A 15,272-nucleotide genomic window follows, 5' to 3' on the forward strand; every position below is an offset into this window, starting at 1 on the left:
ACTTCTAAAAACATCATTTATTCATTTTTTTTAATCAATTGATTACAACTATTCCAAAAAAGATACTATTTTTTGGCTACATCAATTCATGACAAGGTATTATTACACAAAGGTAGTATTCTTTTTTAGATTTAAAAGAATTTTCTAATCATTTGATTAAAATATTAAAACAACAATAGTAAACTGTATTTCAACGCATTAAAACAAAATAATAAGATTCTAACGATTTTGGATATGTTCTCTTCTTGGGCTTATAAAGCTATTTAGTATGTAACATAGTGTTAAACCAGAGGGGTATCAATTTTTTTCGCTCCAGGATAAAGTTGGCAAAGGCTTTATCTTTTAATACGTCCATCTGGGAAATAACCGGTTGCGCCAACACCGGAAAAATGATCATACTTAACAAATTCAATATAAAATGAAACACATTGATATCTGTTCGAACCGCATTTAACTGCCTAAAAAACGTAGATGCCATCAGTTTACCTGCGATTCTATCGCTAAACATCGTTGGATTATTTTTTATTTCACTAAGCACAAATATGGGTAAATCTGGATTTGCCAACAGCATATCTATATAATCATTCGCTACAGCATATATTTTTTCTTCCAGAGATGTATCTTCATTATTCAATATACGTATGATCATACCAAAGAACTGTTCAAATTTTTCGTCCATTACTATATGAAACAATTTTTCCTTGCTTCGAAAGTAATAATTCAGCAACGCTAAATTCAATCCGGCTTCTTCAGCGATATCTCTGGTGCGCGTGGCTGCAAAACCCTTTTTGGTAAAAACCACCCGAGCAGCTTCTTTAATCTTTTCCTCTGTAGAGACATCTTTCTTTTCCTTTGCCATATCTGTTCGTTAAATAAGATAACAAAAGTACGAAACTGACCACCTATTTTAAAGGGAAAATTTAATCATTTATTTAAATCATGATGTATTCCAATCATTTTAAAGATGCTTCACTACAAATGGAACAGGTGAGTTAAAATTATTCCGATGATCTGCCAGGCAATAGGCTTAACTGACAAATTCAGCTAATTTAAGATCGTTTTATACATAAAAAAACCCGGCATTTGGGATGCCGGGTAAAAACATATGTTTTTATCAACCTAAACCTATTTACTCAATAACGGTAAAGGGTAAACTTTATTATACCAGTTTCGTTAATTTTTAAACACATATAACTTTTCGTAAATGCCAAATGTGAAAATTCAGAAAACAGCTTATAATTACGCGAGTACTGCAGCGCAAATGTCAAGTTATTGAAAATATTATTTACTCTTTGGAAAATTTAACGTGGCTTAACATTTCATATTTTTTTATCTCTTCAGTAGATAGTTTCTTTGTGTCGTCCAACTTTCTGTCTATAAGCTCCTTACAGAAGCTCTCGCCATAACTATAGGCATGTATACGTATGAGGTCTGATGCATCTATCTGCTCTGAAAACGAGTAAAGCACTTGTTCCGGAATCTCAAAATCGTCAGCATCGGTATAACCGATATAACCAAACTTCATCGCTTTCCATACATAAAAAAGCTTACGTTCATTGATGCTTTCGCCGAAGTAATTATACAGTAGCGTTAACAGTTCATTTCGCTTGTCAATACCCATGCTCCGGGTAAATACTTTTTCGAGAAATTCACAATAAGAAATAAAGTCCCGGTCTGCTAGGTGATTAGCATAATAGATTTTAATTGAATTCAGGATCTGGTCTTTAGATTTTCCATTGAGGTATTGCAAAGCAGCTATTTCTGCTAAATGAGCATCATAATGTCCTGTAGGTTTAGTTGTTTTTCTAAAGGCTAATGTTTTTAGTGCATAGGTAGCTATAATATCCCAATCGTGTTCTGCTCCTATTAACCTCGAATGGATAGCTACGGTATTCTGACTTTTGGGATCTATTCTTTTTTTGAATAATACAATACTTCTATTCTCAATATTAGCAGGTTTAACCTTGAAGCTTTTTATATGAATAAACACCTGCCCATCGATGGTATCTGCTACGCCAAAACCTTTTAAATTGTTAAACCACTTTATTACACCTAGCTCCATAGTGTTTGATTAACGTTTAGCGATGTATAAGAATCCCGTACTCTAAAAGCAAATAGTACGCCTCAATTTGGATGAGATCGTATTGAATCAATAAACAATAATGGGAACAATCTCCCGGATAAAACGGTACGTCAAATAAGGTATAGTTTCTTTATTATGCAAGATAAAGAATAAAGCTCCAAAAAACAAATTCTACGAGCATTCCCATCGTGGTCAACCTAAAACTATTAAAGCCTATGCAGAAGCGATCAGGTATTATCGTCCTAATTATCCCGACCAAACTACATGCAGTAACAAAACGCATATACGGCTTGAAAGCGTCTATTGTCAATAGCTACTTATATAAAAATCGATAATTATATTAGGGTATTCGCTTAAAAACTGTTCATCAATTTATTTACTTGACCAAGCCTCTTTCACCTTACGTATCGTCCGACGACGACGCAATAGCACATTCCGCCATTGTAAAAAGGGGTATTCGATAAATCGGTGCATAAGCAAAGCGCCCAGTACAGATACTATAGCACAAATCAATAGACGCCAATTACTCTCTGCTGGTATACCGAGTTCTTGTAGCGGCCCTTGTAATAGATGATTTAAAAATTTATGACAGAGGTAGATTCCGTACGATAAGGCAGCAATTAAAGTACTTATTTTCCACCGCAAATGATATAAGAAACAAGTTGGATACAAAGCTCCTAATACCATTAAACCAAACCCAACAGCAATGAGTGGATAACCAAACAGAGTAGGTAAGAGATCGAGTCGATCTTTTGATAAAAAAAAGTAGGCCACAATAATTACGGCACATCCAGCAAAAAACAATTGGTTACCATATGCGGCAAGCCGGTCTCTTAACCCTGGACGGAAGACCATTAATGCAGCGATTCCCACACCAACCAGTAATCCGTCCAAACGGTTATAGGTTGGATAGTACACCCATTTATTATAGGCTACAAATCTTCCATCTAAAATATCGTGAAAATAAAAAGGTGCCATAAAATAGTACCAGCTTATCGCTCTAACGACCATACTTGCAGCAAATAAGAATAATAAAATGTACATTCCTTTGTTAAGGTAGCCTTTCTGTGCAATTAGTGTGAGCGTAAGAGGCAGCAATAGATAGAACTGTTCTTCTATACATAATGACCAGGCATGAGAAAAGGAGCCTTCATTTCCAAAATCCAGATTAAAATTTTGGGTAAACGTGATAAATTGCCAGAAAGGTGCGATTCCTCCCCGCTCTCGCAAAACAGGAAACATAAAGTAAAGCGTAACAACCAGAAAATAAGCTGGTAAAATTCTTAACGTTCTGCTGATATAAAAATGTTTAAAATCTATTACTTGATTTAATTGGAGATAACGTAATAATTGATACCCGATCAAGTAACCACTTAAAACGAAAAACAAGTCTACTCCCACCCATCCAAAACTTCCGATAACTTCCACCCACTCTGGGCGCTCATAAGCACGATAGTGACATAAAAACACCAGTATAATCGCCAAAGCTCTCAAATGGTCGAGCCCTGCTAAATGTTTACCTTCAAAGTCGAGAAGTTTACTCAAATACCTCATTATCTATACTGTATATCGTTCATTAAATTATCTAACTATTTTACGTACGGGATTTAGCTACTGAATGCCGAAAATTATATCAATGAATAGATCGCTTATGTTATAGCCCTTTTATTTTTTGTACTCCGATTAATCGGTTATCTAATTGTTTATAAGAAAAAATCTCATCTTAAAGACAATTCCTCTTAGGCAAAAAATATGAAGATGAGCAATTTAATTTAAATGTCTTATTAACACAAATAAAAAACATTTTTGTCGTAATACAAATTGGCAAGCCTTTCTTCTACACTTTATCGTTATATTAGCTCATAATAAATGAAAACACCTATCTCTTTAGTATTATCGAGTGGTGGCGCGAGAGGAATCACTCATATTGGAGCCATCCGTGCACTGGAAGAACAAGGCTTTTCTATAAAGTCAATCGCGGGTTCTTCCATTGGTAGTCTTATTGGCGGCATATATGCGATGGATAAGTTAGATGTATTTACCATCTGGCTGAAGACACTCAAAAGAAGAGATGTCTTTAACTTAATGGATTTCACCTGGAGTGCCGGTGGCGTAATGAAAGGAGAAAAAGTTTTTAACAAGATTAAAACGTTTATACCCGATGTATTGATCGAGCAGATGGAAATACCGTTTGTTGCGGTTTCTACGGATATTCTACATCAAAAAGAAATTGTATTTAAAAGCGGAAGTTTTTTTGACGCAGTAAGAGCTTCTATTTCCATTCCCGGTGTATTTACCCCTGTTAATCACCTTGATTATACTTTAGTAGACGGAGGGCTAATCAATCCTCTACCATTAAACCACATAGAACCTACAACTGAAAATCCTGTGATAGCGATCAATCTAAATGCTCCCGAAGATGAAAGTTTGGCACCTCCAAAAATAGCTAATAAACATAATGGCTATTTTACGATTACTCAAAAAGCCATACTCACCATGCTCGGTAGAATTACAGAATTATCCATTAAATTGCACCGACCTGACATCGTTGTACATATTCCTCGGAACGTTGCCGGTATATGGGATTACCATAAGGCAGATTATCTTATCGAATTAGGTTATACCAAAACGTTGGAAACACTTTTAGCTAATAAAACAACTATACCATTCATTCAACAAGGACCACAGCATAAATTTTAGCAATTATGAAAAGCGTTAACTATTGTTTGACAATATTATTTACCGTTATCACATTATTTGTATACGCAACAGAGAAGCAGCCTGATACACAAAAAAAACCAAATATCATCATCTTCTATTTGGACGACCTTGGTTACGGGGATCTTGGTGTAACCGGTGCATTGGATTACGAAACGCCTGCTATAGATCGTATGGCGAACGAAGGCACGCGGTTCACAAACTTCTTAACTGGGCAGGCAGTGTGCAGCGCCTCCCGAGCCTCTTTACTAACCGGCTGCTATCCCAATCGTATTGGCTTCTCTGGAGCGCTTAGTCCAGGCTCCAAAATCGGCATCAGTAAGGAAGAAGAGACGATAGCCGATCTATTGAAAAAAGCTGGTTATCATACAGGAATATTCGGAAAATGGCACCTGGGAGACCATCACGATTTTCTTCCCCTGCAACATGGTTTTGATGAGTTCTATGGAATCCCTTATTCCCATGATATGTGGCCCCTGCATCCATCTTTCAAATTTCCCCCACTACATGTTATAGAAGGGAATGATATCAAAGAAGAAATAAATTCCTTGAACGGAATAGCCTCCTTGACTACCGACATTACCAACAGAGCAATCGATTTTATCAAACGTAATAAAGAGCAAGCCTTTTTTCTTTACATACCACACCCACTTCCACACGTACCTCTCGCTGTATCAAACAAGTTTAAGGGAAAAAGTAAGCGTGGTTTGTTTGGTGACGTTATCATGGAGTTGGATTGGTCTGTAGGGGAGATTCTAAAATCTTTACATGAATGTGGTCTGGACGAAAACACATTGGTATTGTTCACCAGCGACAACGGTCCTTGGCTCAACTATGGTGACCATGCCGGTTCTTCTGGAGGTTTCAGGGAAGGGAAAGGGACATCTTTTGAAGGCGGGCATCGGGTACCACTTATCGCGCGGTGGCCAAAACAGGTCCCAGCGGGCAAGATATCGAATAAACTTTTAACTACTTTAGATATTTTACCAACAGTGGCTAAGCTTGCCGGAGCACCTCAACCCAAGAACAAAATAGATGGATTAGCATCGGTAGACTTACTAAAAGGACAAGCGGAGAGCTCCCCAAGAACTGAATTCTTATATTATTATAGAAAAAACAGCTTAGAAGCCGTTAGAAAGGACAACTGGAAATTAGTTTTTGCACACCCTGGTAGAACTTATGAAGGTTTTTTACCTGGAAGTGGCGGACAGCCGGGGCCAACAACAGAGCAGTATCAATTTCAGAAAGCACTGTATGACCTAAACCGTGATCCTTCCGAACGCTACAATGTGCTGGATGAGCATCCAGAGATTGTGGCAGAACTTGAAGCTATTGCGGAAAAAGCAAGAGTAGACCTAGGAGACGATTTGCAGCGTCGCTCGGGTAAGAATGTGCGTCAACCGGGTGTTCTATAGAAGCTTTCTGCTGCTATACCGAGCATTTTAGCATCTAATAAGTGTACCATTACACCTGTCGGTACCTCTGGGTATGGTGTATCATCTCTAGCACTTACACATAAAGTTGCTAGATTTCATTTATATTTATAATTTTACCATTGCTACAAAGCAGGTGCAATACTTTCCTGTCGCGGGTAAATCATGCGATACCGACATTTCTTTTAAAGCCCTCCAACGAAAACTTCCCGGTCGTACCGATTTAAAACACCTTCAGATTTTCATGGATAAATTCGAAGCTATTAATATTAAAGCAATTATAATGATTAAATATAATCCATATTTTTTTATTCTTACCGGTGGCCCCGGGGCAGGAAAAACATCGGTTGTCAATGAATTACATAAGCAATTTTTTACCACAGTAACGGAGACAGGTAGATATATCATTAAAGAGCAGTTAGTCTCTGGCGGTGAGGCATTACCATGGAAAAACAGACTATTGTTTGCCCATCAAATGCTACAGGCGGAAAAAGTGAACTACCTGTTAAATTATCCCGCTCAACAACCGGTTATATTCGATCGTGGTATTCCAGATGTATTAGGTTATTTACAACTGAGCAGGCTCTACCTCGACCCACCCGTGGAGGAGGCTGTACTACATTATAGATACAACAAGCATGTATTTATATTTCCGCCATGGAAAACCATTTATCAAAATGACCAAGAAAGAAAACAAGACTACCTAACTGCAGTAGACACCTACCTAACAATGAAAGAGATCTATGATAAGGCGGGTTATAAGTTAATCGAGGTTCCTAAACGGGATATAACTACAAGAACAGCATTCATTATGTATCATATCAAACGCATCATCATGTAAAAAAGGCCTCCTGCCATGTCATGGATGAAGACCTTCAATTAAAACATCAAGTATTTATGGTGATAGACCAGTTTTTTTTGCAAATGAGCATATACTATATGTTTTTAGGCTTTTCAAATCTGTTCTGGTAGAAAGCTGCATGCTGTACATTCTTTTTACTGCTATCTTCAAGCATATTTTCTACGGCTAATATCTCCTGTTCAAATTTCTCCAAAGCGGGAGAGGTTTCATCGCCTGTTGCTTTTTTATACTTTGACCGCAGCGACGCAAGCTCCCGGTTATAGGCATTCAGTTCTTTTTTCATATTATCCTCCAATGCCTTTAACTCTTTTAATTCTTGTGTTGCCCTACTCTTATGTTTACGAGCGTATTCTTTCTTTAGTTTTTCAATGGATTTCTCTGTTTGCTCTTTATTATCGTCTAATTTTGCGTTTTCTAACAATAGCGAATGAAAATAGTCGAAATCCTTTTCTATCTCCTCATGGTTGCCTTTCGAATTCTTTATATTCTCTTGAGCCATTTTGAACTGACTTTTTAACATGCTAAGATTATAAAGCTGAACCTCAACCTTCTGATCTAAAGCCTCCTTCTCATTCTCCGCTTCGCTAACGATAGTTGAACTTTCAATTTTTTTAATTTCTCCGGCCTGTACGGTCAATATGGAAGCTCCCAATAACGATGCAATTAATAGCGTTTTCATAATTTTAAATTTTATGACCAACCTTTTTTTGAGGGGATCAAAGTTTAACACAGTTTATTTTATATAACGCCGGCCGGACGTATTTTTAAGCGTATTACTACTTTTTTTATTTGTTTAAAGCTGTAATGTCTTTTGTATATAAGACGCTTACCTTCTAAAAACGTTGCAAACGAATGCTGTTTTTTTTCAAGTTTTCGACAAACAGCACTTTTCTGACGATCAACAACCATTAACGGACAGCAAAAGATAGTTCAGGTGCATAACAATTATTGGTTGAATTTTCGTTGTTAATTTAGCAGCACGCCTTTTTCTTTAACATTGCTTATATTAGCGAAACGCCTACTAACAGCGATGTCGTAAATTTAGGTGTTAATGGATTATACCCAAAAACAAACAATTTAATATGAAAAAAAATTTTATGGCGTTATGCTGTCTCATTATTGCGAGCATCACCCAAGCGCAAACAACAGATGAAAAAAAACTACTGAAAACGTTGGATGACTTATACGATGCGATGATCCGCGTAGACACACAGGTATTGAGCACGATTGCCGCTGACAATCTAAGCTACTGGCATTCGGGAGGAAACCATGAAGATAAAGCCGAATTCATTCAAGCACTCACTTCTGGTAAATCGGATTTTATTAGCATCGACTTGTCCGATCAGACTTTCAAGATATCCGACAAAGTGGCTACCGTACACCATGTACTTTCTGCCGAAACAAATGATAACGGAAACCCGGGAAATGTGAGAATAGGTGTTCTTCTGGTTTTCCAAAAGTATGGAGATCAGTGGAAACTTTTCGCCAGACAGGCATTTAAATTACCCGAAAGCTCATAGGTAACAGCACATTTATATCAAAATAGGAGCTGAGAGGCTATTTCATGATACCCCGAAGAAATACGACCCGTTCTGAAAAGATTGACAAACTCATGTGCTCTGCGTGTTGGCTCGGGCAAACGGTGCTTCAAAGTACAGTGATGTGCAATATTTAGGCTATCGGAAAGATCCATATTATTTCCCGGCGATATAAATACGGGTTTTACGTTATTTTTTGATCGCAGTACATAACCAATCGTTTCGTCTTTTGTATGAAGCGAAGTATAAGAACCTTTTAGCAGTTCTGGTTCTATATATTTGCCGTATAGCTTTTTCTTTGCACACCCCAGGGTTGGGATACCACATACAGCTCCCAAGTGTGCGGCAATGCCCATGCGTCGCGGATGCGCAATGCCATGTCCATCGACCATGATCACATCCGGCTTAACCGGTAGCTGATCAATAACTTTCACCAAGGCAGGGACTTCCCTGAATGCCAAGTATCCGGGCACATAAGGAAAATTCGTTTCACTTTCAACCATTGAATACCCAATAGGAAGTAACGTTTCGTAGTCTAATACGACAATACCCGCGTAGATGACGTTACTGAAACGATTAAGTGAGATATCCGCACCGGCTATTGTCTTAATTACTTTCTTTATAGGCGCAATATTCAAATTACGCCTCAATTCATTCTGCACAAGAGTAGCCTGTGGGATATTTAATGTATCATAAGCAATTGGTAATACCTGCATAAATTTAGCATATATTGATCTTACTCCTGTAACATCGGGATTATAAAAAAACAAATCTAACCTTTAGAATAACGCAAGCTGATTCTGTTCGTTTTCTTTCGTAAATGTTCTTTTTGCGGTGCGTCCACCGTATCTCCGGGCGTTTGCTTTTTCAATAGCAACAACCTTGTCAAAACTGTCGTTCGCAATGAAATCCTTTTCCATTTGCTCCGCCACCTTACTTAAATTTTTGATGGCTAAATATTTATCACTTTGTCTTAATTTAGCTTTATGTAAGGCGTTTTCTAACATCACTATTGATTCATCGTATATGTTAGTAGGTACCGGAAAAGGGTAACCATCCTTTCCGCCATGTGCAAATGAGAAGCGGGCAGGATCATCAAATCTGCTGGCTGTGCCATGAATCACTTCACTCACCAAAGTCAGCGCCTGTATCGTGCGACTTCCCACACCATCAAGCAACAACAAAGATTCTAAATCGTTTGCTTCCTGTTGTTGAGCTCGTGTTAATACCGCTCCTAACCTTTTTAAATTAACATTTTGTGCACGAACATCATGATGCATGGGCATGACTAACTTGCTAACCTCTGTTATTATCTTGTGTGTATTTTCTTTAGCTAAATCAACTAGTGCATGACGGGTACTTTTGGCATCGGGAGCTGTAAGGTTTAGTATTAGCCCTTCATTTATTCCATAAACAAAACTATGAGGTGTTTCCGTAAATGAACCCAAAGTAGGTGAATGCCAATGGTATCTTCGGGCCATCCGATAAGTGGTATTCATACCCTGCTGTATCACTGCCCAATCACCATCATTGGTTAATATAAAAGAATGTAAATAAATTTGATACCCGTCTTGGATGGCATTATTGTCTACTTTTGCGGCAAGCTTACTGCTCTTCACAAGACTATCCCCATCGAGACCGGCTTTATCCGCAATTCCTAGGATTTCTCGAGGAGTTTGAAGCGCATACTTACCTCTGCCTCCACAGATATAAACGCCCAGTTCAGCAGAACGCTTATTAACTGCTCGTTTCAACGCGCCTATGACAGCCGTCGTAACACCCGAAGAATGCCAATCCATTCCTAAAACGCAGCCCAACGATTGAAACCAACAAGGGTCGCTCATTTTTTGTAACAAAGATTTCACTCCATATTCCATTACAATAGCTTCTACTATTGCCCCTCCCAGTGAACTCATTCTTTCTGCCAACCACAAAGGCACTCTACCGTAGTGTAAAGGCAAATCAGCAACATTTCCTTTCATAAAGCTAATTTACTAAAAAAAATAGCAAAAAAATATTTTTCAGTAAATTGACAGATATGCTTATATTGAAACTCTTTTTTGCTTGAAATCAAAAGCCAACAAAAAATAAACACCGTTAATGATGAACATTTTAAAAGTAATTGTAATACTGATTATTGCGTTTTTTCCAACTGACAAATTACAAGCACAACAATCTATGACTCGATTAAATCATATAGCCATTTATGTAGAGAACTTAGAGAAAAGCACTTTTTTCTATAAAGAAGTTCTACAGCTTACAGAAATTGATGAACCCTTTAAGGATGGTTTACACACTTGGTTTAGCTTAGGGCCGGCAGGACAGTTACATCTTATAGAAGGGGCAAAAAGTGACATCCCACGAGACAAAAATGATCATTTATGCTTCAGCGTTCCATCGGTTGATCATTATATTAAACATTTAGATAAACATGCCGTCAGTTATGCTGATTGGGCGGGAAATAGTAAAAAAATCACCATACGGGTAGACGGGGTAAAACAGATTTACTTTCAAGATCCAGATGGTCACTGGATCGAAATCAATGACGATAAAACTGCTTTCTAACAGCGAATATCATAAATAAGACCAAACAAAAGGCCGGTTGGTTTAAAAATTAACCGGCCTTTTGTTTGGTCTTATTTATTAAAACGATCTAGACTAATGACCACCAGCAACAGGGCCAACATGTTCTATGTTCTTTAACTTCTTTGAACAGTATACACCAAAAGCGAAAATATAAACATAACATGCAATTGGTAAAATGAATGATAGCTGAACCCCCACTTGGTCTGCCAATGCTCCCTGTATCACCGGAACAATCGCTCCTCCGAGGATCGCCATAACCAGCAATGAAGAGCCCTGGCTGGTAAACTTTCCTAGACCAGCAATAGACAGTGTATATATGTTAGAGAACATAATGGAATTGAAAATACCAATTCCGATTATAGAATACATCGCATAGGGCCCTGTGTTGATGATGCTCGATGCCAATAACAGTACATTTACTCCAGCAAAGAGAGCCAAGGTCCGGGCGGGTGCCGCCCTTCCTATTAGGAAAGCGATTAGGTTCAGCGCTATAAAAATCAAGAAGAAGCTTACCTCAGTGAAAGATAAATCCACTAAACTAAAGATCAATAGAAAGACTAAGGCCGACATACCTACCATATAAATAATCTTTTTGGAAAACGCGATGGTATGATTGAGGTAAATAGCCCCTAAAAACCTACCAATCATGGCACCTCCCCAATAGAGCGCCAAATAGTTTTTACTAACAGATTCACTTAAGCCCATAATTTGCTCCTGTTCTAAAAAACTGATAATAAAACTCCCAATGGCAACTTCGGCGCCCACATAACAAAAAATTCCCAGCACCCCCAGCCTCAGATGAGCAAACTTCAGCGCTCCGAGACCTTTCACATCTTTTTCTTCCTCCGAAGTTTGGAAAGAAGGAAGCTTAACGGTTGATATAAAAACAGCGACCAAAAGTAAAATCGCTGCAAACACTACATAAGGAATACGGGTTGCTTGCGGGCTGATGGTATCTCCATCAGCAAAAAACTCGAAAATCAAATGCCCGCCCAATACAGGAGCAATAGTAGTACCTAATGAATTAAAAGCCTGTGTTAGATTCAATCTGCTAGAAGCTCCATCTTCGGGTCCTAACAGCGAAACGTATGCGTTTGCCGTTATCTGCAAAATAGTGAACCCCAACCCCAAAACAAATAACGCTGTTAAAAATAATCCATAGAGGGAAGAGGTAGCCGCGGGCCAGAACAAACAGCAACCAACAGCAGATAAAATGATACCTGCTATAATTGATTTCTTATACCCTATCCTATTGACTGGGTCGCCCCACTTGGATGAGACCACAAAATATACAACAGATCCAATAAAATATGCTCCAAAAAAGCAGAATTGAACCAGCATAGACTCAAAAAAACTCAGATTGAACAATTGTTTCAGATAAGGGATCAGGATATCGTTCATGCAAGTGATAAATCCCCACATAAAGAACAACAAGGTGAGTGTAATTAACGGAACAACGTAGCGTTGATTACCCGGTGTGTTTGGTGTATTGCTCATTAATAATACGTTTAAATATAGTTAAGCTTCTTGACCGTTCAGCTAAAGCAATGTTAGCTGAAAAGCACGCCACGAATATACATTTTTGAAAGGAAAAACAATTCCTAACACAAGGATTTTATCAATTTAAAACGTATTAGCAACCGGAACACTATATTGAGAGCCCTGTACAGCCCCTCGCCTTTCAAGCGCTTTATCAATATACGTTTGTATACTGGATTTGCCCTTACCCCAAATCGGGGCAATCAACAACTCCTGATCTGCCAAACCGAAGAGTCTTTGCAAAATAATGTCGGGGCGCAGCAATGGTATAAACTCACAGAGAAAATCGGTATATTCCGCTAAGCTAAATACATGAAATGGGTTACGCTTATACTGAACGCCCATAATAGAGCCTTCCACAATATGAAGGTGATGTAACTTAACAAATTTGATTTGCGGAAAACGATTAATTTCATCAGCATATTTCAGCATCATCTCCTTGGTTTCCCAAGGAAAACCAAAAATGGTGTGTACGCAGATATCAAGTGGGCTGTTTTGAACAAGATGTAACGTTTGTTCCAATTCTTCGTGTGAGCACCCACGATTAATCCGGTTTAACGTATCATTATAAATTGACTCCATCCCCATCTCAAGATCCACGTCATAACGATCTGTATAACTTTCCAATAAAGCAACTTTTTCAAAATCGATACAATCAGGTCTTGTTCCAACGGATAGACCTACAACGTTTTCAGGTGCAATACTGAGCGCTTCATCATACATCGCTTTTAAATAATGCGCTGGCGCGTAAGTGTTGGTATTGGGTTGAAAATAAATCACAAATTTCTCGGCTCGGTAACTATTGATTGCCTTCTCCATCCCTCGCTCTATCTGCTCACGTATCGTGGGTAATTTACGTGCACTCTCAGGTGTAAAAGAATCGACATTACAATAGGAACATCCACCATAGCCTTTACTACCATCACGATTGGGACAGGTAAAATTACCGTCAACAATAATCTTGAACACCCGCTTATCATTGTATTTCTTCTTTAGATATGCCCCGTAGTGATTGTAAGGTTTTATTCCGGTGTCTAGTAGAGTTGCCATAGTAGAGGCAAAGGTAGTTATTTAGGATTAGAATAAACAATTAACTCCGCGTAGCTGTTAATGTAAAATACATCAGCTATAATGAAAGGAACTACAATATGAAGGAAAAAAAAGTAACAGGTATCCAAGACAGCGGAAGGAATAAGATTATGGGTAACCCTACATCTGATAAACTTTTTAAAGACCAAAAAACATTAAAAAGACACAAAGGCTTACCAAATGCAGGTGCGCGATCAGCAGATTCGGGTGCCAGAACAGATAATGAGAAAAATAAAAATTAAGCATATGGCGCAAAAGCCATCTCTATCCCACTCAATAATGCGCTAACATCAAACAAGCACGAAACACACGCAAGTTTTATCCGAGTTGGTAAATAGCCAAAATATTTCTTGAAAGCAGCAGAAAAGTGTGTGGCATGCTTATAGCCCACCTTTCCTGCTACTACAGCTACTTTTTCATTTTCCTGCAATAGCAAAGCCTTAGCACGTAACATTCGCACCTCATTAAGGTATGAAAATACCGTTACCCCGAAGGCCTGTTTAAAGTGTTTCTTCAAGCTAGCATCATTCGTCCCTACATTACGGGCTAAACTTAACAAAGTATGGTCAAGATGGTATTGGTTTTCCAAAATCTCTTTCACCCGCTGCACCCGCTGCAATTCCTTTTCTTTAAGCACCATAACCGTATTTTCTCTTCCTCCTATCCGTAATTGTTCAAACTGCTCTAATTGCAGTAACAAAAGCTCAGCAATCTTAACCTTTAAATAAATGTGGCGAAACAGATCCGATTTTCGGCAGGATATAATATCTCGTATAATTTCACACATTTGTGTGTTCAACGGCAAGCCGTTTTTTGATAATACCGAAAAATTACTTTCTATTACCTGCTCTCTGAAAAACTGAAACCCCGACTTCAAAGCTGGACAGTATTTAAGAAATAAATGGGGTTGTAAATCAACTCTTAATATTTCCTGTTCATCGCCAGCAGGAAACCGGTCAATAATCTGCTTGCCCTTAGGAAAGAATAATAGATTATATTGTTGAGATTTTAATACATGCGGTTTATCCCCCTCCACATAAACCACACTTTGATCATTTAAGTTCACACGTAACTGGACAAAAGGCTGCTCATTATGTATATGCAATTCCGATATTTCCTGGAAGCTTAATTTAGCATAACGAATACGCATCCCGTCAATAACATAGGCAAGCTCTTTAAGATCTCTTTCGTCATTAGTAGATCGATACTCTAGGTACTTCGGATGTTCGTCCAGATCTAAAAATCTCTCTGTATAATGAAAAATAGGCTTTATCGCGTAATGCTCGTCCACCGAAAACCCGAATTTTAGCATCTTTTTCCGTTTAGCGTTGTTCTTGTTCCGTCTAGGGTTACCTTATTTAGACTTATTATACCTTTTTTTGCACAAAAATAAAAATTAATTAGACTGTTTATAAATAATGTGG

15 protein-coding genes are annotated in these 15,272 nt (G+C 38.1%); 6 read left to right on the forward strand and 9 right to left on the reverse strand.

The window, feature by feature from the left end; genetic code table 11:
• Positions 1 to 259: 259 nt before the first annotated feature.
• From H8S90_RS23235 to H8S90_RS23245, 3 genes are all read right to left on the reverse strand, one after another.
• Positions 260 to 859: a TetR/AcrR family transcriptional regulator gene (locus H8S90_RS23235; protein ID WP_187340166.1), complete on the reverse strand. Its 600-nt coding sequence runs from the start codon at positions 857 to 859 to the stop codon at positions 260 to 262.
• 426 nt (positions 860 to 1,285) lie between these two features.
• A complete protein-coding gene (locus H8S90_RS23240; protein ID WP_187340167.1) occupies positions 1,286 to 2,062 on the reverse strand; it encodes a cold shock domain-containing protein in 777 nt (258 codons plus the stop codon).
• 393 nt (positions 2,063 to 2,455) lie between these two features.
• The gene (locus tag H8S90_RS23245; protein ID WP_187340168.1) at positions 2,456 to 3,637 is read right to left on the reverse strand and encodes an acyltransferase; all 1,182 of its coding nucleotides are present in this window, start codon (positions 3,635 to 3,637) and stop codon (positions 2,456 to 2,458) included.
• Between the two features lie 315 nt (positions 3,638 to 3,952).
• Here H8S90_RS23245 and H8S90_RS23250 point away from each other — a divergent pair, with 315 nt between their 5' ends.
• The 3 genes from H8S90_RS23250 to H8S90_RS23260 all read left to right on the forward strand — a co-directional run bounded on the left by H8S90_RS23250 (position 3,953) and on the right by H8S90_RS23260 (position 7,075).
• Positions 3,953 to 4,783 (forward strand): patatin-like phospholipase family protein, encoded by an 831-nt coding sequence (locus tag H8S90_RS23250; RefSeq protein ID WP_187340169.1) that lies wholly within the window; start codon positions 3,953 to 3,955, stop codon positions 4,781 to 4,783.
• A 5-nt stretch (positions 4,784 to 4,788) separates the two neighbouring features.
• Positions 4,789 to 6,216, forward strand: a complete 1,428-nt coding sequence (locus tag H8S90_RS23255; protein ID WP_187340170.1) for a sulfatase — start codon at positions 4,789 to 4,791, stop codon at positions 6,214 to 6,216.
• 262 nt (positions 6,217 to 6,478) lie between these two features.
• Positions 6,479 to 7,075, forward strand: a complete 597-nt coding sequence (locus H8S90_RS23260) for an AAA family ATPase (protein WP_222852172.1) — start codon at positions 6,479 to 6,481, stop codon at positions 7,073 to 7,075.
• 94 nt (positions 7,076 to 7,169) lie between these two features.
• On the opposite strand, the gene H8S90_RS23265 is transcribed toward H8S90_RS23260, so the two are convergent.
• Positions 7,170 to 7,775 carry a hypothetical protein gene (locus tag H8S90_RS23265; RefSeq protein ID WP_187340171.1) on the reverse strand — a complete coding sequence of 202 codons (606 nt, stop codon included), beginning with the start codon at positions 7,773 to 7,775 and terminating at the stop codon, positions 7,170 to 7,172.
• A gap of 403 nt (positions 7,776 to 8,178) precedes the next feature.
• On the opposite strand from H8S90_RS23265, the gene H8S90_RS23270 reads away from it, so the two are divergent.
• Positions 8,179 to 8,616 (forward strand): nuclear transport factor 2 family protein, encoded by a 438-nt coding sequence (locus H8S90_RS23270; protein ID WP_187340172.1) that lies wholly within the window; start codon positions 8,179 to 8,181, stop codon positions 8,614 to 8,616.
• Between the two features lie 17 nt (positions 8,617 to 8,633).
• Here H8S90_RS23270 and nfi read toward each other — a convergent pair whose 3' ends face one another.
• Together nfi and H8S90_RS23280 are read right to left on the reverse strand one after the other, a co-directional pair.
• Positions 8,634 to 9,350 carry a deoxyribonuclease V gene (gene nfi, locus H8S90_RS23275; RefSeq protein WP_187340173.1) on the reverse strand — a complete coding sequence of 239 codons (717 nt, stop codon included), beginning with the start codon at positions 9,348 to 9,350 and terminating at the stop codon, positions 8,634 to 8,636.
• A gap of 63 nt (positions 9,351 to 9,413) precedes the next feature.
• On the reverse strand, positions 9,414 to 10,616 hold the full coding sequence (locus H8S90_RS23280) for a DUF763 domain-containing protein (protein WP_187340174.1): 1,203 nt from the start codon (positions 10,614 to 10,616) through the stop codon (positions 9,414 to 9,416).
• Between the two features lie 118 nt (positions 10,617 to 10,734).
• Between H8S90_RS23280 and H8S90_RS23285 the strand changes: the two genes are divergently transcribed.
• Positions 10,735 to 11,199 carry a VOC family protein gene (locus H8S90_RS23285; RefSeq protein WP_255501710.1) on the forward strand — a complete coding sequence of 155 codons (465 nt, stop codon included), beginning with the start codon at positions 10,735 to 10,737 and terminating at the stop codon, positions 11,197 to 11,199.
• Between the two features lie 93 nt (positions 11,200 to 11,292).
• Here the strand turns inward: H8S90_RS23285 and H8S90_RS23290 are convergent, their stop codons facing one another.
• Together H8S90_RS23290 and H8S90_RS23295 are read right to left on the reverse strand one after the other, a co-directional pair.
• Entirely contained in the window at positions 11,293 to 12,717 is a 1,425-nt protein-coding gene (locus tag H8S90_RS23290) for a sugar MFS transporter (protein WP_187340175.1), read from the reverse strand.
• Positions 12,718 to 12,843: 126 nt separating this feature from the next.
• Positions 12,844 to 13,809 (reverse strand): TIGR01212 family radical SAM protein, encoded by a 966-nt coding sequence (locus H8S90_RS23295; protein WP_187340176.1) that lies wholly within the window; start codon positions 13,807 to 13,809, stop codon positions 12,844 to 12,846.
• Between the two features lie 98 nt (positions 13,810 to 13,907).
• Here H8S90_RS23295 and H8S90_RS23300 point away from each other — a divergent pair, with 98 nt between their 5' ends.
• Positions 13,908 to 14,090 carry a hypothetical protein gene (locus H8S90_RS23300; RefSeq protein ID WP_187340177.1) on the forward strand — a complete coding sequence of 61 codons (183 nt, stop codon included), beginning with the start codon at positions 13,908 to 13,910 and terminating at the stop codon, positions 14,088 to 14,090.
• On the opposite strand, the gene H8S90_RS23305 is transcribed toward H8S90_RS23300, so the two are convergent.
• Positions 14,087 to 15,160, reverse strand: a complete 1,074-nt coding sequence (locus H8S90_RS23305; RefSeq protein WP_187340178.1) for a helix-turn-helix transcriptional regulator — start codon at positions 15,158 to 15,160, stop codon at positions 14,087 to 14,089. The two genes, H8S90_RS23300 and H8S90_RS23305, sit on opposite strands and share 4 nt — an antisense overlap.
• Positions 15,161 to 15,272: the final 112 nt, after the last annotated feature.

Source organism: Olivibacter sp. SDN3, assembly GCF_014334135.1.
Taxonomy (GTDB): domain Bacteria; phylum Bacteroidota; class Bacteroidia; order Sphingobacteriales; family Sphingobacteriaceae; genus Olivibacter.

Bases quoted from the DNA above. Each gene is read 5' to 3' on its own strand.
- H8S90_RS23235 (WP_187340166.1), bottom strand. From the start codon at position 859: ATGGCAAAGGAAAAGAAAGATGTCTCTACAGAGGAAAAGATTAAAGAA.
- H8S90_RS23240 (WP_187340167.1), bottom strand. From the start codon at position 2,062: ATGGAGCTAGGTGTAATAAAGTGGTTTAACAATTTAAAAGGTTTTGGC.
- H8S90_RS23245 (WP_187340168.1), bottom strand. From the start codon at position 3,637: ATGAGGTATTTGAGTAAACTTCTCGACTTTGAAGGTAAACATTTAGCA.
- H8S90_RS23250 (WP_187340169.1), top strand. From the start codon at position 3,953: ATGAAAACACCTATCTCTTTAGTATTATCGAGTGGTGGCGCGAGAGGA.
- H8S90_RS23255 (WP_187340170.1), top strand. From the start codon at position 4,789: ATGAAAAGCGTTAACTATTGTTTGACAATATTATTTACCGTTATCACA.
- H8S90_RS23260 (WP_222852172.1), top strand. From the start codon at position 6,479: ATGGATAAATTCGAAGCTATTAATATTAAAGCAATTATAATGATTAAA.
- H8S90_RS23265 (WP_187340171.1), bottom strand. From the start codon at position 7,775: ATGAAAACGCTATTAATTGCATCGTTATTGGGAGCTTCCATATTGACC.
- H8S90_RS23270 (WP_187340172.1), top strand. From the start codon at position 8,179: ATGAAAAAAAATTTTATGGCGTTATGCTGTCTCATTATTGCGAGCATC.
- nfi (WP_187340173.1), bottom strand. From the start codon at position 9,350: ATGCAGGTATTACCAATTGCTTATGATACATTAAATATCCCACAGGCT.
- H8S90_RS23280 (WP_187340174.1), bottom strand. From the start codon at position 10,616: ATGAAAGGAAATGTTGCTGATTTGCCTTTACACTACGGTAGAGTGCCT.
- H8S90_RS23285 (WP_255501710.1), top strand. From the start codon at position 10,735: ATGATGAACATTTTAAAAGTAATTGTAATACTGATTATTGCGTTTTTT.
- H8S90_RS23290 (WP_187340175.1), bottom strand. From the start codon at position 12,717: ATGAGCAATACACCAAACACACCGGGTAATCAACGCTACGTTGTTCCG.
- H8S90_RS23295 (WP_187340176.1), bottom strand. From the start codon at position 13,809: ATGGCAACTCTACTAGACACCGGAATAAAACCTTACAATCACTACGGG.
- H8S90_RS23300 (WP_187340177.1), top strand. From the start codon at position 13,908: ATGAAGGAAAAAAAAGTAACAGGTATCCAAGACAGCGGAAGGAATAAG.
- H8S90_RS23305 (WP_187340178.1), bottom strand. From the start codon at position 15,160: ATGCTAAAATTCGGGTTTTCGGTGGACGAGCATTACGCGATAAAGCCT.